Genomic DNA, 22482 nt, shown 5'->3' with positions numbered 1-22482 from the left:
ACCGCTTTTACTATCTTGAAGATTCGCCTAGCCTGGCGCCTCGCGCGCGTCGTCGTCCACCTGTGCGAGGGCCTGGCGACCTGCGCGCTGGTGTTTCCCTTCGCTTCGTCCCGCTCGCGCATGCGCCTGACGCGCGGCTGGTCGCGCCGCCTGCTGCGCCTGTGCCGGGTCGAGGTCGAGCATCGCGGCGGTGTCCCCGCGCTGGAACACGCGCTGGTCGTCGCCAACCACGTGTCCTGGCTCGACATCTTCGTCATCAACGCCCTCGACCCGTGCCGCTTCGTGGCCAAGGCCGAGATCCGTTCCTGGCCGGTGATGGGCTGGCTGGCGGCCGGCGCCGGCACCGTGTTCATCGCGCGCGGCAACCGGCGCGAGCTGCGCCACGTGTTCAAGGGACTGGTAGAGGTGCTGCAGCAAGGGGAACGGGTCGCCCTGTTCCCGGAAGGGACGACCGGCCTGCAGGGCGGGGTGCTGCCCTTCCACGCCAACCTGTTCGAGGCCGCGATCGATGCCGGCGTGCCGGTGCAGCCATATGCGCTGGCCTATGTCGATGCCGCCGGCCGGCATCATCCGTCGATCGAGTACATCGGCGACACCACCTTCGTCGACAGCCTGTTCAGGATCCTGCAGGGCCCGCCGGTGACGGCGCGCCTGGCCTGCCTGGCGCCGCTCGACAGCAGCGGCGTGCACCGGCGCGAGCTGGCGCTGGCGGCGCAGGAGGCGGTGGCGGCCGCCGTGAGCGTTTAGCGCTTCTTGCCGCCGTGTTCCCGGTACTCGGGACAATCCACCTGCAACAGCGTGCGGTCGTCCAGGCAGACCGCCGTCAGCTTGCCGCCCCACACGCAGCCGCTGTCGAGGCCGATCAGGTTCGGCCGCTGCACCAGACCCAGCGCCGACCAGTGGCCGAACACCACCGTCACGTCCTGGGTGCCGCGCTGCGGCAGGTCGAACCAGGGCAGCAGGCCGGAGCCGGCCGGGCCGGCGTCGCTTTCCTTGTGCTTGAAGTCCATCGTGCCGTCGGGCGCGCACAGGCGCATGCGGGTGAGGGCGTTGACGATGCAGCGCAGGCGGTCGATGCCCTCCAGGCCATCGTCCCAGCGGTCCGGCTGGTTGCCGTACATCGCGCCCAGGAACTCGATCCAGCCGTCTCCGCGCAGTGCGGCTTCGACTTCGCCGGCCAGCGCCATGGTCTGGCGCGCATCCCATTGCGGCGCCACGCCGGCGTGCACCAGCAGGTGGGCGTCGACGAACATCGCCAGCGGACGCTGGCGCAGCCAGGCGATCAATGCGTCGCGGTCGGGCGCGGCCAGGATCTCGTCGAGGGTGTCGGAGCGGCTCAGGCGCTGGACGCCGGCCGCCACCGCGATCAGGTGCAGGTCGTGGTTGCCGAGCAGGGCTTCGATACGCCCGCCGCTCGATTCCGATAAGGCCTTCATGCGCCGCAGCGCGGTGAGCGAATCGGGGCCGCGGTTGATCAGGTCTCCCACGAACAGGATGCGCGCATCGAGTCCCGCCGTCTCGAAGATTCGGTCCAGGAGCAGTTGCGCTTCATGTGCGCAACCCTGGAGGTCGCCAATGGCATAGGTTTTCATGTTTTTGGATTGGCCCGTGAAGCTGTCGTTGTTGTTTTTGCGGATACTAAATGATTTTACCCGCAGGCGCTGTCGCCGGTCCTGCGCTTGTGGTTCCCCGCGCCTGTCTCGTGTCCGAAATGCGTGCGCATCGACATTTTTTGACTCGCTTCCAACACTGCAAGCGAACACTACGGGCATGTTAAAACCGTGCGCCCGGAAATGGCCTTCCATTCCGGTACAATGAATACGGCTTACTGCGCGGCTTTCCCCCGCGAATAGCGTGCACTGGCAGTTCCATTTGCCAGGCGCCGCTGCCCGAGGCTCCACATACAGGCATCGAAAGAAAACAATAATGTTCTCGTTTTTCGTGAGCTTCCTTTCCTGCGCATTGCTGACGCTGCTTGTTATCAAGACCGCGCGAAAACATGGGCTGGGGCTCGATGGCGATTTTGGCGGCGTGCAGAAAGTGCACTCCCACGCGGTCGCGCGTATCGGCGGCATTCCGATTTTTCTCGCGGTGGTGGTGGCGTCCGGGATATCGATCCTGCGCGAGCCGCAAATGATGGCATGGCTCGCCACCCTGATTGCCTGCGCCACGATCGCGCTGGCCGGCGGCATCGCCGAGGATTACACCGGCCGCGTTTCCCCCCTGCGCCGGCTGGCGCTGACGATGGTCGCCGCGGCGCTCGGCTACTGGCTGCTCGACGCGCGCGTCGGCCGGCTCGACCTGCCGTGGGCCGTGGTGCCGATCGAGGCGTTGTGGATCGTGCTGCCGCTGACGATGCTGGCGGTGGCGGGCATCGCCAACGCCATCAACATCATCGACGGCTTCAATGGCCTGGCGGGCGTGATCAGCATCTTCATGCTGCTGTCGCTGTCCTACGTGGCGCTGCAGGTGGGCGATATGTTCGTGCTGGTGGCGGCCCTGATCGTGGCCGGCGCCACCGCCGGCTTCCTGATCTGGAACTATCCGGTGGGACTGATCTTCCTGGGCGACGGCGGCGCCTACTTCATTGGTTTCCTGCTGGGCGAGCTGGCGCTGCTGCTGGTGATGCGCAATCCCGGGGTATCGACCTGGTATGCGGCGCTGTTGCTGATTTATCCGGCTTTCGAAACGATATTCTCCGCTTATCGCCGCATGTTTGTGCGCGGTAAGTCGCCGGCGATGCCGGATGGTATTCACCTGCACAGTTTGATATTCCGCCGCATCGTGCAATGGACGGTGGGGCCGCGCGAAGCACGCGCATTGATGAAGCGCAATGCGCGGACTTCTCCTTATTTATGGCTGTTTTCATTGCTGGCCGTGATACCGGCAACGGTGTTCTGGAAAAACACGACGGCCCTGATGTTCTTCTGTTTGTTGTTCATAATCAGTTACCTCTGGTTGTATGGCCGTATTGTTCGATTCAAGTCCCCGCGTTGGCTTTTTTTAAGCAAGAAGGACTAGCCACGGTTTATTGATGTATTATATTGCGAGAATTAGTGAGAATTCACTAGAATCAGTAATTGCTGAATCTGCATTTAATCTTTAACGAACAAAGGAACGATGATGGATCTGTCGAATATGTCGCTGGGCGATTTGCGCAACCTGCAGGAACAAATCAAGCAGGAGATGAAAAAGCGCGAAGTCCAGGAAGTGCAAAAAGCACGCGAGCAAATCCTGGCCATCGCCCAAAGCGTCGGCGTGCCGCTGAAAGACCTGATGGCCGCCACCGGCCGCGGTTCGAAAGGCGCCACCGTCGCCGTGCGCTATCGCCACCCGGACGATTCCAACCTGCAGTGGACCGGCCGCGGCCGCCAGCCGAAGTGGGTCAAGGAATGGGTCGAAGGCGGCAAGTCGATCGACGATCTGCGCGTCTGATTTCATTTCCTCTGCGTTGCGGAACCTCACTTCCGCAGCGCAGGCGGTGGCGGCATTCCGCCAGGCACCGGGCGCTTTCCACGTCGCCCCGCTCTCCGCCAATTCGCTGCCACTCCCCCGCGCGCCAATCCCACGGCGCCAGCGCTTGCCGGTACAATAGCAAGCGATTTTTTATCATTCCTCCAACATCCGGCGATGACCACGGTCGATCAAGCGACCGGTGCATGCCTCTCAAGAATTCCAAGGAAGAACATGGTTGCTCTCTCGAAAACGATTTTCAAGGCCTATGATATTCGCGGCATCATCGGCAAGACCCTGGATGCGGGCATCGCACGCCACATCGGCCGTGCCTTCGGCGCCGCCGCGCTGGCCAAGGGAGAGCGCAAGGTCGTGATCGGCCGCGACGGCCGCCTGTCGGGTCCGGAGCTGAGCGCCGCCCTGAGCGAAGGCCTGCGCGATGCCGGCGTCGACGTGATCGACCTGGGCATGGTTGCCACGCCGATGGTGTACTTTGGAACGAACATCCTTGAAACCCGCTCGGGCATCATGGTCACCGGCAGCCACAACCCGCCCGACTACAACGGCTTCAAGATGGTGATGGCGGGCGAGGCGATCTATGGCGACGCCATCACCGGCCTGCACGACAGCATCGCGGCGTATGACGGCAAGGTGGCCGAGCAACGCGGCGAGTACAGCACCCACGACATCCGCGCCGCCTACATCGAGCGCATCGTCGGCGACGTCAAGCTGGCGCGTCCGATCAAGATCGTGGTCGACTGCGGCAACGGCGTCGCCGGCGCCTTCGCGCCCGAGCTGTTCCGCGGCATGGGCGCCGAGGTGGTCGAGCTGTTCTGCGAAGTGGACGGCAACTTCCCGAACCACCATCCTGACCCGGCCCACCCGGAAAACCTGCAGGACGTGATCCGCGCGCTGCAAGAGACCGACGCCGAGATCGGCCTGGCCTTCGACGGCGACGGCGACCGCCTGGGCCTGGTCACCAAGGATGGCCAGATCATCTTCCCGGACCGCCAGATGATGCTGTTCGCGGCCGACGTCCTGTCGCGCAACCCGGGCGCCGAGATCCTGTACGACGTCAAGTGCACCCGCCACCTGGCGCCCTACATCGAGAAGAACGGCGGCAAGCCGCTGATGTGGAAGACCGGCCACTCGCTGGTCAAGGCCAAGCTGAAGGAAACCGGCGCCCCGCTGGGCGGCGAGATGAGCGGCCACATCTTCTTCAAGGACCGCTGGTACGGCTTCGACGACGGCCTGTATGCCGGCGCGCGCATGCTCGAGATCCTGACGAAAGGGCAGAACCCGTCGGCGCTGCTCAACGGCCTGCCGATCGCCAGCAGCACCCCGGAACTGCACCTGCACCTGCAGGAAGGCGAGAACTTCGCCCTGATCGACCAGCTGCGCCGCGACGCCAGGTTCCCGACCTCGGAAAAGATCAACGACATCGACGGCCTGCGCGTCGAGTACGCGGACGGCTTTGGCCTCGCGCGCTCGTCGAACACGACCCCGGTCGTGGTGCTGCGCTTCGAGGGCGAAAATCCGGAAGCGCTGGCGCGCATCCAGTCCGAGTTCAAGAGCGTGATCCTGGCCGCCAAGCCGGATGCCGAGCTGCCGTTCTAAGGAAGTCCGCTTGAAGATCCTGCTGGTGCGCGTGTCGTCGCTGGGCGACGTGCTGCACAACCTGCCGATGGTGGCCGACCTGCTGCGCCGCCATCCGGGCGCCACGGTCGACTGGGTGGTCGAAGAAGGCTACGTCAGCCTGGTGCGCCAGAACCCGCACGTGCGCAAGGTGATCCCCTGGGCGCTGCGGCGCTGGCGCAAGAGTCTGGGCAAGTCCGAGACACGCGCCGAGATCCGCGGCTTCTTTCGCACCCTGCGTGAGGAGGAATACGACTATGTGTTCGACACCCAGGGCCTGCTCAAGACCGGCATCATCATGGGCGCGGCCAGGGTCCGCAAGGGCGGCAAGAAGGTCGGCCTGGCCAACGGCAGCGAAGGCTCGGGCTATGAAGGCATCTCGCGCATCTTCCACACCGACAGCATTCCCCTGAGCCCGCGCACCCACGCGGTGGCGCGCGGACGGCTGGTGGCCGGCGCGGCGCTCGATTATCCGGTCGATACGGCGCCCGACTTCGGCCTGCCGGCGCCGGACGCGTCGCAGCGTCCGGCCTTCCTGCCGCAGGAAGACTACGCGGTATTCTTCCACGGTACGGCGCGCGCCGCCAAGAAGTGGGCGGACGCCAACTGGATCGCGCTCGGCAAGGCGCTGGCGCCGATGCCGGTGCTGCTGCCCTGGGGCTCGGAGGCCGAACGCGTCGACGCCGAAGCGCTGGCCGCCGGCATGCCGAACGCGCGCGTGCTGCCCCGGCTGTCGATGATGGATGCCGTGACCCTGGCCCAGCATGCGCGGCTCGCGGTCGGCGTCGACACCGGCCTGACCCACATCGCCGCCGCTTTCGTGCGGCCGACGATCGAGATCTATTGCGATTCGCCGAAGTGGAAGACCGAGGGCAACTGGTCCGAGCGCATCGTCAACCTGGGTGACCTTGGCACGCCACCATCAAGCGACGAGGTGGTGGCGGCCGCGCGCCGCCTGCTGGCCCCGGCATGAATCGCACCCTGTATTCCGCCCTGTGGTGGGTGGCCTTGCCGGCCGTGCTGGGCCGCCTGTGGTGGCGTGGCCGCAAGGAGCCGGGCTACCGCGCGCACTGGGGCGAACGCCTGGCACTTGACGGGCCGGCGCCGGGCGAACGTCCCACCATCATGGTGCACGCCGTCTCGGTCGGCGAGACGCGCGCCGCCGAACCGGTGGTCGACGCGCTGCTGGCGGCCTATCCCGACTGCCGCATCCTGCTGACCCATATGACGCCGACCGGGCGCGCCACCGGCAAGTCCCTGTTTGCCCACCATGGCGAACGCGTGGTGCAAAGCTACCTGCCGTACGACACGGGGGTGATGACGCGGCGCTTCCTGCGCCGCCACCGGCCGCGGGCCTGCATCCTGATGGAGACCGAGGTCTGGCCCAACCTGATCCACGCCTGCAGGCAGCTCGAGGTGCCGATCGTGCTGGCCAACGCCAGGCTGTCCGAAAAATCCCTCAAGCGCGGCCGCAAGGCGGGCGCCGTGATGCTGGAGGCGGCGCGCGGCTTCACCCTGGTCGCGGCCCAGACCGAACTCGATGCCGAGCGTATCCGCTCGCTCGGTGCGCCGAACGTGGTGGTCACCGGCAGCGTCAAGTTCGACGTGACGCCGCCGCCGGCGGCACTGGAAAAGGGCGACTGGCTGCGCAGCCGCATCCGTTCCGGCGGCCCCGAGCGGCCCGTGTTCCTGTGCGCCAGCACGCGCGAGGGCGAGGAGGCGCTGATCCTCGACGCCTGGCAGCGGATGCCTGGCAAGCCGGCCGGCGCGCTGCTGGCGATCGTGCCGCGCCATCCGCAGCGTTTCGACGAAGTCGCTTCCCTGGCCTCGGCGCGCGGGTTCACGCTGGCGCGGCGCTCGCAGCTCGATCTCGATCATGGCGTGGACGGCGCCGACGTGCTGCTGGGCGACTCGATGGGCGAGATGTTCGCCTATTACGCGGCCTGCGATTGCGCCTATATCGGCGGCAGCCTGCTGCCGCTTGGCGGCCAGAACCTGATCGAAGCCTGCGCGCTGGGCAAGCCGGTACTGGTGGGCGAGCATACTTTCAACTTCCTCGACGCCACCAATGAGGCGGTGGTCGATGGCGCCGCGCTGCGGGCATCAAGCGCCGACGCCCTGGTGGCGGCGGCCGTGCGCCTGCTGGACGACGGCGCGGCGCGGGTGGTGATGGGGGAAAAGGCGCTGGCCTTCGCGCGCCGCCACCGCGGGGCGACCCTGCGCACTGTTGAACTCGTGCAACGGCATATCCGGTAGGTTTTGTTACCATTCCAAACTGCACGGTACAAAACAAAAGGGGATGCGCCATGTTGTCGTTGAATCGCCCGGTCGGTAGCGGAAAGCCCGCGGTTTTCCTAACGTCGGTACTGGTCCAGGAACAGGCGGCAGAGGCGCTGGAGGCCATCATGACCGCAGCACCGACCGAAGTCCCGGCGCCGCCACGCGCTGACGCTGCGCTCCCGCCCGATGCGCTGCACTTTTTCGTGCGCTATTCGCTGCGCGAGTACACCAGTTTCATGTGGCAGCATGGCGGCTTCCTGATCCGCCGCCGGCGCGTGCGCTGGCCGGCCAGCCTGCTCCTGCGCCTGAAAAGCACCTTCAGCGCGGCCCTCAACTTCGTTCTGCTCGGACGCGGGCGGCGCACCTATGAATTCACCATCGACGAACACGGCATCGTGCGCACCAGCGGCGGCGTGACCCTGATCGGCTGGGAGGACGTGGCCGCCGTGCGCACCTATTCGCGCGGCTTCATGATGGTGCTCAAGCGCGGCACCTTGCCGATTCCCTTCCGTTGCCTGTCCGAGGTGCAGGTCGCCACCATGCGCGAGCTGGCGGCGGCGCGGCATGAGCTGGCTTTGCGTTGATTGGGGCTGGTGGTAGGCGGGAACCTGATTTCGCCAGCAATCACGGAAATTTCGATCACTCCTCGAACAACGCCGGCATCTCGTGCGAACGCTTGCGCAGCTCAAGGCGCGCGCCGTCGTAATCCGGATACACCTCGCCCACCGTGGCCCAGAATGCCGGGCTGTGGTTCATCTCGCGCAGGTGGGCCAGTTCGTGCGCCACCACGTAGTCGATCAATGACAGCGGATAGTGGATCAGGCGCCAGTTCAGGCGAATGCTGCCGCCCACGGTGCACGAGCCCCAGCGCGAGCCGGCCGACGACAGCGTGAAGCTGCTGTAACTCACGCCCAGCTGCGGCGCGAAATGGTCCAGGCGCTCGCGGAACAGGCGCTTGGCCTCGGCCTGGAACCAGATTTTCACCCTTTCCTTGAGCTGCCATTCGGACAGCCCAGGCACCACGCCGATCCACAGCTCATTGCTTGCGGCGTCGAACTGGCAGTGGCTGCGCGCCGCTTCCTCGAGGCGCAGCACGACGTCGCCGCCCAGGTAAGGCAGGCGCGCGCCGTCCTTCCATTCGACAGGCAGCCGCTGCTGGCGCTGGTCGCGCCGTTCTCCCCGTTCGAGCAGCTTGGTGACGATCCAGCGCTGCTTGGCGCGCAGCGCGTTGTCGATTTCCTCGAGCGTCACGCGGCGCGGCGCCGTCACGCGCAGGCCGTCGTCGTCGATCGTGAAGCCGATCGAGCGCCGCGATGAGCGGCGCAGGGCGTACTCGATGGTGTGGTGGCCGAGGACGATGCGTTTCAGGGGAGGGTCTTGCGGGCCGACGGGCGGCGAGGGGAGCTTGATGCGGGGCGGCGCTGGCGGCGCCTTGAACAGCGGCTGCGCGGAAGGCGCAGGCCTGTCGGAAGGCTTCAGCGCCGCGAAGAATTCTTGCGCAAACAACTCCAGCTGATGCCCGTCGACTTTCGCCGAGGCCATGGTCTGTGGCCTCGACTCACGAATCTGGGCGCTGACGTCGCTCAACCACCTTTGTAGGCGTGGGGCGAAATGACGCGCATTTCGGATTCTATCCAATTTTCTACCTCTTGCATCAGGCTGTCGGGGGTATGGCCTTCGGGCGAGATCGGCTTGCCGATCGAGACCGTGATCAATCCGGGCCGTTTGATGAATGAATTCTTGGGCCAGCACTCGCCCGAATTATGCGCGATCGGCACCACGACCGCTTGGGTTTCCACAGCCAGGCGCGTGCCGCCGCTCTTGTACTTGCCCTTCTGGCCGACCGGGATGCGGGTGCCTTCGGGGAACATGATGATCCACTGGCCGTCGGCCAGGCGGCGCTTCCCGTGGCGCACGACCGAACTGAAAGCATTCTTGCCCTGCTTGCGGTCGATCGGGATCATGCGCAGCAAGCCCATGGCCCAGCCGAAGAAGGGGATGTACAGGATTTCCTTCTTGAAGACATAGACCAGCGGCCGCGTGAGATTGGGCAGCAGGAAGATCGTTTCCCATGCCGACTGGTGCTTCGAGAGCACGATGGCCGGCGCGTCGGGCAGGTTGTCGTAGCCCTTGAATTCGTAGCGGATGCCGCAGATGACGCGCGCGCACCAGATGATGAAGACATTCCAGCGCGAGGTGAACCAGAAGCGCTTGTTGTACGACAGCGGCGCCGCCAGGAAGCAGAGGCAGGCCCAGATGACGGTGGCGACGACCATGACGATCGTGAACAGCAGGGAACGCAGGAACAAACTGAAGTTACGCAAAGGGGCTCCGGACAAATCGATCTGGTTCTGGACTGGACAGCTTTTTATTCTTGTATTGATTATGCAGGCTGCGCGCCGGTTGTGCCAGAGGGGGCGCTCGGTGCGGGGGGACTCGAAGGAGTCCCCGGCTTGAGGAAGGCCGTCACCATCGCCGCCAAATCAGGGAACACCTGGGTGCCGGGCGGCAGGCCGCCGGTGGCCTCGGTCTTCTCGCCTTTCCCGGTCAGCACCAGGTAGGGCGTGCAGCCGCGGTTGAAGCCGGCCTGCAGGTCGCGCAGCGAGTCGCCCACGGTGGGCACGCCCTTGAGATTGACCTTGAAGCGCTTGCCGATCTCTTCGAACATGCCCGACTTGGGCTTGCGGCAATCGCAGGCGTCGATCGCCGCGTGCGGGCAGAAGAAGATGGCGTCGATGTCGGCGCCCACCAGCTGGGCCGCCGCATGCAGCTTGGCGTGGATGGCGTTCAGGGTCGTGATGTCGAACAGGCCGCGCGCGATGCCCGACTGGTTGGTCGCGACCACCACCCGGTAGCCCGCCTGGTTCAGGCGCGCGATCGCCTCGAGCGAGCCGGGGATCGGGATCCATTCGGCCGGCGACTTGATGAAGTCCGGCGAATCGTGGTTGATCACGCCATCCCGGTCGAGGATGATGAGCTTCATCGCCCGCTCTTCCTTGTCGCGCTCCTTGCCCATCTCAGGCCGCCAGCTTCGAGATGTCGGCCACGCGGTTCATCATGCCGTGCAAGACCGCCAGCAGGGCCAGGCGGTTGTTGCGCAGCTTGACGTCGTCGGCCATCACCATCACGTCGTTGAAGAAGGCGTCGACCTGGTCGCGCAGCTGGGCCAGGGTCTTGAGCGTGCCGCTGAAGTCGCCCGCGGCGAAGGCCGCATCGACTTCGGGTTGCACGCGGGTGACGGCAGCCGCCAGGTCCTTCTCGGCCTGGTCCTGCAGCAGGCCAGGGTCGACCGCGGCGTCCTTCGGCATCGCGTCCTCGTTCTTCTTGAGGATGTTGGTGATGCGCTTGTTGGCGGCGGCCAGCGAGGCTGCCTCGGGCAGCGCCGCGAAGGCCTGCACCGCTTCCAGGCGCTGCACCACGTCGTCGACGCGGTCCGGGTTCTGGGCCAGCACCGCCTCGACTTCGTTCGGCGAGAAGCCGCGCTCGCGCAGCATGCCGCGCAGACGGTCGAGCATGAAGGCGGTGACTTCCGCGCGCGGATCCCGCAGCGATTCGAAGCGTGCCGGCTCGTCGGCGAAGGTGGTCATCGCGTCGGCCAGCGTGTCGGCGATCGACAGCGGCAGGCGCTTCTCGACCAGCATGCGCATGATGCCCAGCGCGTGGCGGCGCAGCGCGAACGGATCCTTCTCGCCGGTCGGCTGCAGGCCGATGGCCCAGATGCCGACCAGGGTTTCCAGCTTGTCGGCCAGGGCGACCGCGAGACCGGTATTGGTGGCAGGCAGGGCGTCGCCGGCGAAGCGCGGCTGGTAGTGTTCGGACGCCGCGCGCGCGACTTCGTCATGCTCGCCGTCGTGGCGCGCGTAATACGTGCCCATGATGCCTTGCAGCTCGGGGAATTCGCCGACCATGTCGGTCAGGAGGTCGGCCTTGGACAGGCGCGCGCCGCGCTCGGCCAGCGCCGCGTCGAAGCCCAGGCGGGTGGCGATATAGGTCGCCAGCTTGGTCACGCGCTCGCTGCGCTCGGCCTGCGAGCCCAGCTTGTTGTGGTAGACCACGCTCGCGAGCTGCGGCAGGCGCGACTCCAGCGTTTTTTTCTTGTCCTGCTCGAAGAAGAACTTGGCGTCCGACAGGCGCGGGCGTACCACGCGCTCGTTGCCGCCGACGATGGCGGTAGGGTCGTCGGTCGCGATGTTCGACACGATCAGGAAGCGCGAACGCAGCTTGCCTTCGCTATCGGTCAGCGCGAAGTATTTCTGGTTCGTCTGCATGGTGAGGATCAGGCACTCCTGCGGCACGGCCAGGAATTCTTCCTCGAAGCGGCATTCATAGACCACCGGCCATTCGACCAGGGCCGCCACTTCGTCCAGCAGCGATTCGGGCATCAAGACCTGGTCGGCGCCGGCTTTGTCGAGCAGCTGGGTGCGGATGCTTTCCTTGCGCGCTTCCGCGGACGAGAGCACCTTGCCTTGGCTTTCCAACACTTGCGCGTAGTTGTCGGCATGGTCGATCGCGATCGGGCCGCCATGCGACAGGAAGCGGTGGCCCATCGTGGTGCGACCGGCGGCAAGGCCCAGCAGGGACAGCGGCAGCACCTGGTCGCCATGCAGCGCGGTCAGGAGGTGCACCGGACGCACGAACTGCACGGTGTCGCCGCTCGGACGCTGGTAGCTCATGACCTTCGGGATCGGCAGCTTGGACACTGTCTCGGCCAGCACGTCCTGCAGGGCGCCCGCAAGGGCGCTGCCGGCGGCCGTATAGGTGTAGAAGAAGCTCTCGGCCTTGCCGTCCTGGGCGCGTTCGAGCTGGTCGATGCTCAAGCCCGGGAAGCCCAGCGCGGCCAGCTTCTTGGCCAGCGGCGCGCTCGGATTGCCTTCCTTGTCGAGGGCCACGGAGACAGGCAGCACCTTCTCGCGGATCGATTTGTCGGGCGAGGTGTCGCGCACGTTCGTGATCGTGACCGCCAGGCGGCGCGGGGTGGCGTGGGTGGTGACGACGCTGTCGGCTTCCAGGAAGTCGCGCGCCTTCAGGCCGTTCGAGATTCCGGCGGCAAAAGCCGCGCCCAGCTTGACGAGCGCCTTCGGCGGCAGTTCTTCGGTCTGCAGTTCGACGAGGAGTGTTTGGTTCATGGTCTGTTCTGTTCTTTTCAAGCCGCAGCTGGTTCAGTCTTTGGAGCCATCGGGAAGCCCAGCTTCTCGCGCGAATCGTAATAGGCTTGCGCCACCAGGCGCGACAGGGTGCGCACGCGGCCGATGTAGGCGGCGCGCTCGGTCACCGAGATCGCGCCGCGCGCGTCCAGCAGGTTGAAGCTGTGCGAGGCCTTCATGATCTGCTCGTAGGCCGGCAGGGTCAGTTGCAGCTCGACCAGGCGCTTGGCTTCGGATTCGTGGTTATTGAAAGCCTGGAACAGGATCTCGGTGTTCGAATGCTCGAAGTTGTAGGTCGATTGTTCGACTTCGTTCTGGTGGAAGACGTCGCCGTAGGAGAGCTTCTTCTTGACGCCGTTTTCTTCCCACTCGGTCCACACCAGGTCGTAGACGTTCTCGACGCCCTGCAGGTACATGGCCAGGCGCTCGATGCCATAGGTGATCTCGCCCAGCACCGGCTTGCAATCGAGGCCGCCGACCTGCTGGAAATAGGTGAACTGGGTGACTTCCATGCCGTTCAGCCAGACTTCCCAGCCAAGGCCCCAGGCGCCCAGGGTCGGGCTTTCCCAGTCGTCCTCGACGAAGCGCACGTCATTCTTCTTGAGGTCCAGGCCCAGCGCCTCGAGCGAACCGAGGTACAGGTCGAGGATGTTCTCGGGCGCCGGCTTCAGCGCCACCTGATACTGGTAGTAGTGCTGCAGGCGGTTCGGATTCTCGCCATAGCGGCCATCCTTCGGGCGGCGCGACGGCTGCACATAGGCGGCGCGCCACGGCTCGGGGCCGATCGCACGCAGGAAGGTGCCGGTGTGGAAGGTGCCCGCGCCGACTTCCATGTCGTAGGGCTGGAGCAGTGCGCAGCCCTGCTTGTCCCAGTAGGACTGCAGGGTGAGGATGATTTGTTGGAATGTGAGCATCTCGAATGGGACGGGGCTAGTGGGCCGCGAACACGGTATGTTTGCCAAATGACTAATTCTACTGAATTTTTGCGCCCCTCTGGGGGGCGATTTCAACTCAGCTATTCGATTTAAGACGGTAGCGGCGGCCCGCAAACCACGCGCCGAGCAGCATCACGCCTCCCAGCATCAGGAAGGCCGCATTGCCAAGGCGGATGAACGGCGTCATGCCGCTCGCGCCGCGCACGGTCGCGCTCAGGACGCCATCGGTGTAGAAGGGCAGCACTTGCGTGATGTTGCCGCGGTGGTCGATCACGGCGGTGGCGCCGTCGTTGGTCGAGCGCAGCATCGGGCGGCCCGTCTCCAGGGTGCGCATGCGCGAGATCTGCAGGTGCTGCGGGATGGCCACCGACTGGCCGTACCACGACAGGTTCGACACATTCAGCAGCAGGGTCGCCGGGTGCTGCGCATTGCGCAGCTGGTAGGCGATCTCTTCGCCGAACACGTCTTCGTAGCAGATATTCGGCAGCACCCACTGGTCCTTGACCTGGAACGGGGCCTGCAGCGCGGCGCCGCGGGTGGCGTCGTTCAGCGGGATGTTCATCATGTCGGTGAACCAGCGGAAGCCCGGCGGGATGAATTCGCCGAACGGCACCAGGTGCGCCTTGTCGTAGCGATAGGGCTTGGGCTCGGGGCTCATCGCGATCAGGCTGTTGCCGTATTTTTCCGGGCCGTCGAACAGCGGCATGCCGATCGCCAGCGTGCTGCCGGTGGTCGTGGCATAGCGCTGCAGGCCGTCCAGGTAGCCGTCCGGCAGGTTGTGCGGGAAGACGGGCAGGGCGGTTTCCGGCGTCGCGATCAGGTCGGCCGGGGCCGCCGTGATCATGGCCTGGTAGCGCGTGACGATGCTGGTCAGGAATTCCATATCGAATTTCCTGTCTTGCGGGATATTGCCTTGCAGCAGGCGCACAGTGATCGGCTGCCCGCTTTCCTGGGTCCATTCGACCGTGCGCAGGCCCGCGCCCACCAGCATCAGGCCCGCCAGCAGGCCGATCGCCGGCCAGCGCGCGCGCTGGGTCAGCATCGCGATGCAGCCGGCGCCGACGCCGGCCAGGATGCCGATGCCGTACACGCCGATCAGCGGCGCGTAGCCGGCCAGTGGGGCCAGGTCGTGGGCGTAGCCCGACGAGGCCCAGGGAAAGCCCGTGAACACCCAGCCGCGCAGCCATTCGGACACGCCCCACAGCGTGGGCAGCACCAGCAGCAGGAAGGCGGCCACCGGCAGCGACCAGCGCTTGCGCAACCAGCTCGCCACGCCGGCGGTGAAGGCGGCGAACAGGCCCATGTACAGGCCGAGCAGGACGATCGCCACCACGGCCAGCAGCACCGGCAAGTGAGCGAAGCGGGTCATGAGGACGGAAAGCCAGTGCATGCCGGCGACCGACCAGCCGAAGCCGAAGGCCCAGCCGATCAGGGTCGCGCGCTTGACCGAACTGCCCATGCCGACCTGGTAGAACAGCCAGGCCAGAGAAAGGAATTGCAGCGGCCACCAGCCGAAGGGCTGGAACGACAGGATGGAGGAGCCGCCGGCCAGCGCGGCGGTGAGCAGCAACAGCGCCGACGGACGCGTGCCGCGCAGCGCCGGGTCAGGCGCTGTTGTAACGGTGGTCCGACGGCGCAGCATCAATCGCGTTCGTCTTCGACCGATGGCAACTGTTCGACCAGCAGGACGTGGATCTGGCGTGCGTCGGCGCGCAGGATCTCGAAGCGCAGGCCGTGCAGGTCGACCACTTCGCCCTTGTGCGGCATGTGGCCCAGGTGGCTCGCGATCAGGCCGCCGATGGTGTCGACTTCGTCGTCCGGCAGCTCGGTGCCGAGTTCCTCGTTGAATTGCTCGATCTCGGTCAGCGCCTTGATGCGCCAGCGCGGGCCGTGCTGGCCTTCGCGGATCGAGATGATGTTGTCTTCTTCTTCATCGAAATCGTATTCGTCCTCGATGTCGCCGACGATCTGCTCGAGCACGTCCTCGATCGTGATCAGGCCGGCCACGCCGGAATACTCGTCGACCACGATCGCCATGTGGTTGTGGTTGGCGCGGAAGTCGCGCAGCAGCACGTTCAGGCGTTTCGATTCGGGAATGAAGACCGCCGGGCGCAATTTGGTGCGTACGTCGAAAGATTCTTCAGCGTAATAACGCAATAAATCCTTGGCCAGCAGGATGCCGACCACCTTGTCGCGCTCGCCTTCGATGGCAGGGAAGCGCGAGTGGGCGGTTTCGAGCACGATCGGCATCCATTCCTCGATCGGTTTCGTGATGTCGATCACGTCCATTTGGGAACGGGGAACCATGATGTCACGCGCCGACAGGTCGGAAACCTGGAACACGCCCTCGATCATCGACAGCGCATCGGCGTCGAGGAGGTTGCGTTCGTGGGCATCGTGCAGCACTTCGAGGAGCTCTGCACGATTTTCGGGCTCGGGGGAGATGAAGGCGGTCAGCCGTTCAAGCAGTGACCTGTGGGGTTTGGCGTCCGGTCGGACGTCACTGGGATACTCGGGCATAGTTGGCGGGAAGCCGTTGTTGCAATGGGGTGTAGGATACACCAAAAGGTGGCGCACCCGATATTTACAGGGGTGCGCACCCGGCTGGTTGCGTCAATCGGCGTAGGGATCCGGGAAGCCCAGCACTTCCATGATGTCGCGCTCGAACTGCTCCATTTCTTCGGCATCGTCATCGTTTTCGTGGTCCCAGCCCTGGGCGTGCAGCACGCCGTGCACGACCAGGTGGGCCGCGTGTTCCTCGACCGTTTTCTTTTGCTCCTCGGCCTCGCGCTGCAGCACGTCGGTGCACAGCACGATGTCGGCCTGGGTCGGGTCGTCCTCGCCCAGTTCCTCTTCTTCGTTGTAGGCGAAGGTGAGGACGTTGGTGGCGTAGTCCTTGCCGCGGTAAGCCTTGTTCAGGGCCTGGCCTTCCTCGGCATCGACGAAGCGGATGGTCAGCTCGGCCGGGCCGAGCAGGGCCGCCTCGACCCAGCGCTGCAGCTTGGCTTCGGTGATCTCGCCTTCGAGGCGGGTATCGGCGAACTGGATTTCCAGTTCAAGTGGATATTTTTTTTCTTGCATTTTTCACCGGGGTCGGTTTGGGGAGGGCGGCCAGTTCCTGGACCGAAGTATCTTTCTCATATGCATCAATGATGCGCGCCACCAGCGGGTGGCGCACCACGTCGGCGCTCGAGAATTGAGTGAAGGCGATGCCGCGCACGTCCTTCAGCACATGCATGGCGTCGACCAGGCCGCTGCGCTGGGTCTTGTGCAGGTCGACCTGCGTGACGTCGCCGGTGACCACGGCCTTGCTGCCGAAGCCGATCCGGGTCAGGAACATCTTCATCTGCTCGACGGTCGTGTTCTGGGCTTCGTCCAGGATCACGAAGGCGTGGTTGAGGGTGCGGCCGCGCATATAGGCCAGCGGCGCAATCTCGATCACCTGTTTTTCGAAGAGCTTCTGCGTGCGGTCAAAGCCCAGCAGGTCGTACAGCGCGTCGTACAGCGGACGCAGGTAAGGATCGACTTTTTGCGCCAGGTCGCCCGGCAGGAAGCCCAGGCGCTCGCCGGCCTCGACGGCCGGACGGGTCAGGATGATGCGCTTGACGGCGTCGCGCTCGAGGGCGTCCACTGCGCAGGCCACGGCGAGATAGGTCTTGCCGGTGCCGGCCGGGCCGATGCCGAAGCTGATGTCGTGGTTCAGCACCGCGTTCAGGTACTGGATCTGGTGCGGCGTGCGGCCGCGCAGGTCGCTGCGGCGGGTCTTGAGGATCGGGCTTTCGAGGCTTTCCGGCGCCGCTCCGGCGTCGGCTTCGTCGCTGTCGTCGGCCTTGCTTGCCTTGTCGGCCGCCGCCTCGTCAGCCGCGGCGCGCGGCTTCAGGCCGGCGCGCTGCTCGACCAGGGCCAGTTGCACCTCCTCGATCGGCACGACCTTGTTGGCGACCGCATAGAAGCGTTCCAGCAATTCGACGGCGCGTTCGGCATTGGCGCCGCTGACGATGAATTTCTCGCCGCGGCGGAACACCGTGACGTCGAGCGCGGCCGAGATCTGGCGCAGGTTCTCGTCGAGCGGGCCGCACAGGTGGGCGAGCCGCGTATTGTCGAGCGGCTCGGGAATGAAGTACGAGGGCAGGGTTGGCTGTGTTTTCAACTGGCTTTGGCTATCGTATCGAGGTTGGCGACGAGTTCGCCGCGCAAATAGTAATCGTGGCTGGCGGCGATGCGCACGTCGGCCAGCTGGCCGATCAGGGAAGCATTCGTCTCGTCCAGCGGGAACAGAACCACGCGGTTGTTCTCGGCGCGGCCCTGCAACTGGGTGGCGTCCTTCTTGGCGACGCCTTCGACCAGCACCCGCTGCACGGTGCCGACCATGGCGGCGCTGTGCTTGCGGGTATTGGCATCGATCAGGGCTTGCAGGCGCTGCAGGCGCGCCAGCTTGACTTCGTGCGGGGTGTCGTCTTCGAGGTTCGCGGCCGGCGTGCCGGGGCGCTTGCTGAAGATAAAGCTGAAGCTATTGTCGAAGTTCACGTCCTCGACCAGCTTCATCATGGCTTCGAAATCGGCCTCGGTCTCGCCCGGGAAACCGACGATGAAGTCGGACGAGAAGGTCATGTCCGGACGCACCGCACGCAGGCGGCGGATGATCGACTTGTATTCGAGGCCGGTATAGCCGCGCTTCATGGCATTGAGCACGCGGTCGGAGCCGTGCTGCACCGGCAGGTACAGGTGGCTGACCAGTTGCGGGATGCGGGCATAGGCGTCGATCAGGCGCTGGCTGAATTCCTTCGGGTGGCTGGTGACGAAACGCAGGCGCTCGATGCCGGGAATCTCGGCGATGTATTCCAGCAGCAGGGCGAAGTCGGCCGTCTCGCCGCTTTCCATGGCGCCGCGGAAGGCGTTCACGTTCTGGCCCAGCAACATGATTTCCTTCACCCCCTGGGCGGCGAGGCCGGCGACTTCGGTCAGCACGTCCTCGAAGCGGCGCGAGACTTCTTCGCCGCGGGTATAGGGCACGACGCAGTAGCTGCAATACTTGCTGCAGCCTTCCATGATCGACACATACGCGATAGGGCCTTCAACCTTGCTAGGTGGCAAGAAGTCGAATTTCTCGATTTCGGGGAAACTGATGTCGACTTGCGCCTTGCCCGACTGGCGCCGGTCCTGGATCAGCTGGGGCAGGCGATGCAGGGTCTGCGGGCCGAACACCACGTCCACATAGGGTGCGCGCTTGACGATGGCGTCGCCTTCTTGCGACGCGACGCAGCCGCCGACGCCGATGACCAGCTCGGGATTCTTGCGCTTCAGTTCCTTGATGCGGCCCAAGTCGGAGAACACTTTTTCTTGCGATTTCTCGCGGATCGAGCAGGTATTAAACAGGATCACATCCGCGTCTTCCGGCGTGTCGGTGCGCACCAGTCCATCCGAGGCGCCAAGGACGTCGACCATCTTGTCCGAGTCGTACTCGTTCATCTGGCAGCCGAAGGTTTTAATGAATACTTTTTTTTGCATGGAATTGCTAGTTGTGGGCGAGCGCTGCATCGACAAGACGTGGACGGGGCCAGTTTACCGTAATTCGGCATGGACCCAAGCGGCCACGGGTGTGGCTGTTTTAATGCCGCGCGGAATGGTTAATTTCTTTACCTAAAGTAATTGTATTTATACTCAGATTGTTAAATGTCCGCTAGCGAACATACTTTATTATTCATGACACATAGCCTTGCTGTCATGATGTGTTTCCCTATGTAAATCAATGACTTCTGACTGGATTCCGATTTACAAAATTTATCCAAGAAATCTCTTGCGTGCGCCACAATTGAGCCCCATGTGCTGAAATGCAAACGTGACAAGCTTTCCACACGATAGCTTGATTTCCGACAAGGAGTCACATGCGCCGCTTCGTGATCGCACTGGCGTACGCGGAAGATAATTTGTTTGAAAGACAAGTGCGTATGTGGAAAGAAACATGGAGCACTGTGGGCCGGAATTCTTAAGGGAATGTTCAGATTAGCGCTGTTTAATCCCTGAACAAGTTCCGGGAACTTATGTTGACGAAAGGTAGTCTTTAACAAAAGTTCGTAAAGGAACTATTTTAACCAAACTCGTGAGGTAATTATCATGGCACAACAACATCACGCTCTATCTTCGCAGGAAAGTTACAACCCGAACCATCTGTTGGACATCCTGCTCGGCAAGATGCAGCTCAAAAACGACGCCGCCCTGTCGCGCATGCTGGAAGTGGCGCCGCCGGTCATCAGCAAGATCCGCCACCACCGCCTGCCGGTCGGCGCCTCGCTGCTGATCCGCATGCACGAAGTGACCGGCATGAGCATCCGTGACCTGCGCGACCTGATGGGCGACCGCCGCACCAAATACCGCCTGTCGGATGCCCAGGGCCGCCCGAAGCCAGAAGAGAAAGCTGCACAGGCCGCAGCCGCTGCCGCCCAGCAGCAAGCCCAGCCGCAAGGCCAGGGCGCGCAGACCAACGAAGCGTCGAACAAGACCTCCGGCAATTATGCGCACTGATGCCGTGGGCATGACAGCCGCATCTGTCATGCCTTCGGTATTGGCGGGCTGCGGCGCCGCCACGTTGACTTTGCAACAGCAGCGGCGCCGCACTACGTACTAGTTTCTACTGATTCATCGTGCACCGTCCTGCGGCCTAGGCCATCAGGATGGCTGTCATTTCCTCGAACTGCAGTTCCGTCTCGCGGAACACGTGCAGCCATGTTTCCTCAGGCAGACCGAGCGCCGTCCAGGCCACGCTGGACACGGCGGGCACCAGCTCGTCCGCGTCGCCGGCGAGGTCGAGCGCATGGGCCACCGCATGGGCCACATGGACGATGGTGGCCAGGAAGCCGGCGCCCGGCGTTTCCGGCGCGTGATAAAACGCGATCGCCTGCTGCATCGTGCCCGAGAACTGCCAGTGCTCGGCCAGCGCCGCGCCGGCCAGCAGGTGGTCGACGCCCAGCATCGCCCGCTCGGCGTCGAGCAGGTCGCCATCGAGGCGCTTGCGTTCGCGCAGAACGGCATCGTACTGCTCGGGATAGCGCGTCACCAGCACCAGGCGGCCGATGCCGTGCAGCAGGCCGGCCGTGAACGCCACGTCCTGGTTGAAGCGCATATGGCGCGCCAGCACCCGCGCGCAGGCGGCGGTGGCGATCGACAGGCGCCAGAAGGCCTTGTCGTCGAAGCTGGGGCAGCGTCCACTCGGGAAGCATCCCGTCATCGCCGCCGCCATGATCAGGTTGCGCGTGGCCTGGAAGCCCAGATAGGTCATCGCCTGCTGGATCGTGGTGGCCTTGACCTGCAGCCCGAAGGCCGACGAGTTGGCCAGGCGCAGCGTCTTCGCCGTCAGCGCCTGGTCGGCCGACACTTTCCTGGCCAGCACCGAGATGTCGACGTCTTCCTGGTCGATGCTGCCGAGCAGCTCCATCACGACGGCGGGCAGCGAGGGCAGGTCTTCCAGGCCCTGGACCAGCTCTTCCGAAGTGATCGTCATGGCGCCACCTGCCGTTCCAGGCGGTAATCCTCGACGTAGCGGCGCAGCAGCTTGCCGGCCCAGTCGTTGTCGCCCTCGAGATCGTGCTTGCGGAACAGGTGGTCGAGCCGGGCAACGACCGCCCCCTCGTCCGGCGCGCGGTGCGCTTCGACGCGCGCCACCGGCACCGCCTCGATGTGGTGACGCTGCAGCGAAGCGATGGTCGCCTCGCTGAGGACGGCGCCCTTGGCCAGCAGTACCAGGCCATGATTGTCCAGCAGCTCGTCCGAGAGCACCATGCCCGGCATCAACTGGGGCACGGGGACCATCGCGTGGTCATCGCTCATATTACCTCCATTCAATTCTGCGCCGATGTTATCACCGGCGCGGATGAATTTCTGTAAGCATGCGCAATCGTTTGTCTGTCCCGCCTGCAATATGCGTCAAGACGCGCGCACCGATTGCCCGCGCCACGTTACCATGATCCCATGACCAGCCAACGCTACATTGCCTTGTTGCGCGGCGTAAATGTCGGCCGCGCCAAACGGATTGCCATGGCCGACCTGCGCAAGCTGGTCGAAAGCCTGGGCTATACCGGCGTGCGCAGCCTGCTCAACAGCGGTAACGTGATCTTCGATGCCGACGTGCCATCCAGCCAGGCGGCCGAGGTGCTCGAGGAAGCGATGGTGCTGCGCCTCGGCGTGGCGGCGCGCGTGTTCGTGCTCGAGCGCCAGGAGCTGGCCGACATCATCGACGACAATCCCTTGCTGGACCTGGCCGACGACCATGCGCGCCTGTTCGCCTTCCTGCTGGCGGGCGAGCCGCAGCGCGAGGTGGCGGCCTGCCTGTGCTGCCAGGACTGGCAGCCCGAGGCGCTGGCGATCGGCCGCCGCGCCGCCTATGTCTGGTGCCCGGAAGGCGTGCTCGACAGCGCCGCCGCCGCGGCCCTTGGCAAGGGGCTGGGCGATGGCACGACTTCGCGCAACTGGCGCACGATCACCAAGCTGCACGGCTTGTGCAGCCATCCGGCCGGGTGCTGACCGGCCGCGCGCCGGCACTCCCGGCGCTGTCGGGCGCCTACTTGAACTTGTCGCTGCTGTCCCGGCCGGCACGGTAGCCGATCAGGATCAGGCCGACCAGCATCATCGCGAACACTTCCGGCTCGGGCAGTTCGGACAGGTGGGACGGTGGGGCGACGATGTGCGTGTGACCCGTGATTGCCAGGTCGTGCACCGCTTGCGGGACCGGATTGGCTACGACGCCATTGCCGGGAGCAAGATCGATAACGGCGGCTTGCGCCGCATTGGCGAGGAAGAGTGCAAGCGCCGCTGTCAGAGCATGTCTTTTCATAGCCGTTCCTCTTTACAAGCTAAATGCCACCGAGCTTTGGATGGGTTGAAACTTCATCCGCGGTCGCCATCTTGCCACATCAGGATGGCTTTGTTGCATAAATCAATTGAGCGCGTAGTACCCCAAACCCCAGACGGATTTACGGCATGGTCACCGCTACGGTCGTGGGCGTGCCCAAGCGCGTGAAGCGATTGAGGATGGCGGCACG

23 protein-coding genes are annotated in these 22482 nt (G+C 64.6%); 9 read left to right on the top strand and 14 right to left on the bottom strand.

Annotated features, from left to right (window positions below; all coding sequences use genetic code 11):
* The first annotated feature begins 15 nt into the window (after nt 1-15).
* On the top strand, nt 16-747 hold the full coding sequence (locus J3U95_RS24790; protein ID WP_208281299.1) for a lysophospholipid acyltransferase family protein: 732 nt from the start codon (nt 16-18) through the stop codon (nt 745-747).
* Here J3U95_RS24790 and J3U95_RS24785 read toward each other — a convergent pair.
* Nucleotides 744-1592 carry a symmetrical bis(5'-nucleosyl)-tetraphosphatase gene (locus J3U95_RS24785; RefSeq protein ID WP_208281298.1) on the bottom strand — a complete coding sequence of 283 codons (849 nt, stop codon included), beginning with the start codon at nt 1590-1592 and terminating at the stop codon, nt 744-746. The two genes, J3U95_RS24790 and J3U95_RS24785, sit on opposite strands and share 4 nt — an antisense overlap.
* A 334-nt stretch (nt 1593-1926) precedes the next feature.
* Here J3U95_RS24785 and J3U95_RS24780 point away from each other — a divergent pair, with 334 nt between their 5' ends.
* From J3U95_RS24780 to J3U95_RS24755, 6 genes are all read left to right on the top strand, one after another.
* Entirely contained in the window at nt 1927-3021 is a 1095-nt protein-coding gene (locus J3U95_RS24780) for an MraY family glycosyltransferase (protein WP_208281297.1), read from the top strand.
* A gap of 102 nt (nt 3022-3123) precedes the next feature.
* On the top strand, nt 3124-3435 hold the full coding sequence (locus J3U95_RS24775) for an H-NS histone family protein (RefSeq protein ID WP_109348056.1): 312 nt from the start codon (nt 3124-3126) through the stop codon (nt 3433-3435).
* 252 nt (nt 3436-3687) lie between these two features.
* On the top strand, nt 3688-5070 hold the full coding sequence (locus J3U95_RS24770) for a phosphomannomutase/phosphoglucomutase (protein WP_208281296.1): 1383 nt from the start codon (nt 3688-3690) through the stop codon (nt 5068-5070).
* Between the two features lie 10 nt (nt 5071-5080).
* Nucleotides 5081-6061: a lipopolysaccharide heptosyltransferase I gene (gene waaC, locus J3U95_RS24765; RefSeq protein WP_229520085.1), complete on the top strand. Its 981-nt coding sequence runs from the start codon at nt 5081-5083 to the stop codon at nt 6059-6061.
* A complete protein-coding gene (waaA, locus tag J3U95_RS24760; RefSeq protein WP_208281294.1) occupies nt 6058-7344 on the top strand; it encodes a lipid IV(A) 3-deoxy-D-manno-octulosonic acid transferase in 1287 nt (428 codons plus the stop codon). Before waaC ends, waaA begins: the two co-directional genes overlap by 4 nt.
* A 149-nt stretch (nt 7345-7493) precedes the next feature.
* Nucleotides 7494-7952, top strand: a complete 459-nt coding sequence (locus J3U95_RS24755; protein WP_229520084.1) for a YcxB family protein — start codon at nt 7494-7496, stop codon at nt 7950-7952.
* 55 nt (nt 7953-8007) lie between these two features.
* On the opposite strand, the gene J3U95_RS24750 is transcribed toward J3U95_RS24755, so the two are convergent.
* The 10 genes from J3U95_RS24750 to miaB form a co-directional block, all read right to left on the bottom strand.
* Entirely contained in the window at nt 8008-8910 is a 903-nt protein-coding gene (locus J3U95_RS24750; RefSeq protein ID WP_208281292.1) for a M48 family metallopeptidase, read from the bottom strand.
* 41 nt (nt 8911-8951) lie between these two features.
* Nucleotides 8952-9692 (bottom strand): lysophospholipid acyltransferase family protein, encoded by a 741-nt coding sequence (locus J3U95_RS24745; protein ID WP_208281291.1) that lies wholly within the window; start codon nt 9690-9692, stop codon nt 8952-8954.
* Nucleotides 9693-9751: 59 nt separating this feature from the next.
* Nucleotides 9752-10351 (bottom strand): D-glycero-beta-D-manno-heptose 1,7-bisphosphate 7-phosphatase, encoded by a 600-nt coding sequence (gene gmhB / locus J3U95_RS24740; RefSeq protein ID WP_208281335.1) that lies wholly within the window; start codon nt 10349-10351, stop codon nt 9752-9754.
* A gap of 34 nt (nt 10352-10385) precedes the next feature.
* Entirely contained in the window at nt 10386-12494 is a 2109-nt protein-coding gene (gene glyS, locus J3U95_RS24735) for a glycine--tRNA ligase subunit beta (protein WP_208281290.1), read from the bottom strand.
* Nucleotides 12495-12511: 17 nt separating this feature from the next.
* A complete protein-coding gene (gene glyQ / locus J3U95_RS24730; protein WP_208281289.1) occupies nt 12512-13426 on the bottom strand; it encodes a glycine--tRNA ligase subunit alpha in 915 nt (304 codons plus the stop codon).
* A gap of 97 nt (nt 13427-13523) precedes the next feature.
* A complete protein-coding gene (gene lnt / locus J3U95_RS24725) occupies nt 13524-15089 on the bottom strand; it encodes an apolipoprotein N-acyltransferase (RefSeq protein WP_208281288.1) in 1566 nt (521 codons plus the stop codon).
* On the bottom strand, nt 15089-15967 hold the full coding sequence (locus J3U95_RS24720) for a CorC family transporter (protein ID WP_208281287.1): 879 nt from the start codon (nt 15965-15967) through the stop codon (nt 15089-15091). The genes lnt and J3U95_RS24720 overlap by 1 nt, the downstream gene beginning before the upstream one ends.
* Before the next feature lie 93 nt (nt 15968-16060).
* A complete protein-coding gene (ybeY, locus tag J3U95_RS24715; RefSeq protein ID WP_208281286.1) occupies nt 16061-16528 on the bottom strand; it encodes an rRNA maturation RNase YbeY in 468 nt (155 codons plus the stop codon).
* Nucleotides 16503-17597, bottom strand: coding sequence for a PhoH family protein (locus J3U95_RS24710; RefSeq protein ID WP_208281285.1), 1095 nt, complete (start codon nt 17595-17597; stop codon nt 16503-16505). The genes ybeY and J3U95_RS24710 overlap by 26 nt, the downstream gene beginning before the upstream one ends.
* A complete protein-coding gene (gene miaB, locus J3U95_RS24705; protein ID WP_208281284.1) occupies nt 17594-18955 on the bottom strand; it encodes a tRNA (N6-isopentenyl adenosine(37)-C2)-methylthiotransferase MiaB in 1362 nt (453 codons plus the stop codon). The genes J3U95_RS24710 and miaB overlap by 4 nt, the downstream gene beginning before the upstream one ends.
* Before the next feature lie 606 nt (nt 18956-19561).
* On the opposite strand from miaB, the gene J3U95_RS24700 reads away from it, so the two are divergent.
* On the top strand, nt 19562-19969 hold the full coding sequence (locus J3U95_RS24700) for a hypothetical protein (RefSeq protein ID WP_109346351.1): 408 nt from the start codon (nt 19562-19564) through the stop codon (nt 19967-19969).
* A gap of 136 nt (nt 19970-20105) precedes the next feature.
* On the opposite strand, the gene J3U95_RS24695 is transcribed toward J3U95_RS24700, so the two are convergent.
* Both J3U95_RS24695 and J3U95_RS24690 read right to left on the bottom strand, forming a co-directional pair.
* Nucleotides 20106-20945, bottom strand: a complete 840-nt coding sequence (locus J3U95_RS24695) for an HDOD domain-containing protein (protein WP_208281283.1) — start codon at nt 20943-20945, stop codon at nt 20106-20108.
* Complete coding sequence (locus tag J3U95_RS24690; RefSeq protein WP_208281282.1) at nt 20942-21271, bottom strand: hypothetical protein; 330 nt, start codon at nt 21269-21271, stop codon at nt 20942-20944. Before J3U95_RS24690 ends, J3U95_RS24695 begins: the two co-directional genes overlap by 4 nt.
* A 141-nt stretch (nt 21272-21412) precedes the next feature.
* Here J3U95_RS24690 and J3U95_RS24685 point away from each other — a divergent pair, with 141 nt between their 5' ends.
* A complete protein-coding gene (locus J3U95_RS24685) occupies nt 21413-21964 on the top strand; it encodes a DUF1697 domain-containing protein (RefSeq protein ID WP_208281281.1) in 552 nt (183 codons plus the stop codon).
* Nucleotides 21965-22001: 37 nt separating this feature from the next.
* Here J3U95_RS24685 and J3U95_RS24680 read toward each other — a convergent pair whose 3' ends face one another.
* Nucleotides 22002-22274, bottom strand: coding sequence for a hypothetical protein (locus J3U95_RS24680; RefSeq protein ID WP_208281280.1), 273 nt, complete (start codon nt 22272-22274; stop codon nt 22002-22004).
* Nucleotides 22275-22482: the final 208 nt, after the last annotated feature.

The sequence above is a fragment of the Massilia oculi genome (assembly GCF_017582745.1).
Lineage (GTDB): Bacteria > Pseudomonadota > Gammaproteobacteria > Burkholderiales > Burkholderiaceae_D > Telluria > Telluria oculi_A.
The sequence above is the reverse complement of the archived record's forward strand: the minus strand, read 5'-3'. Positions and strand labels throughout refer to the sequence as shown.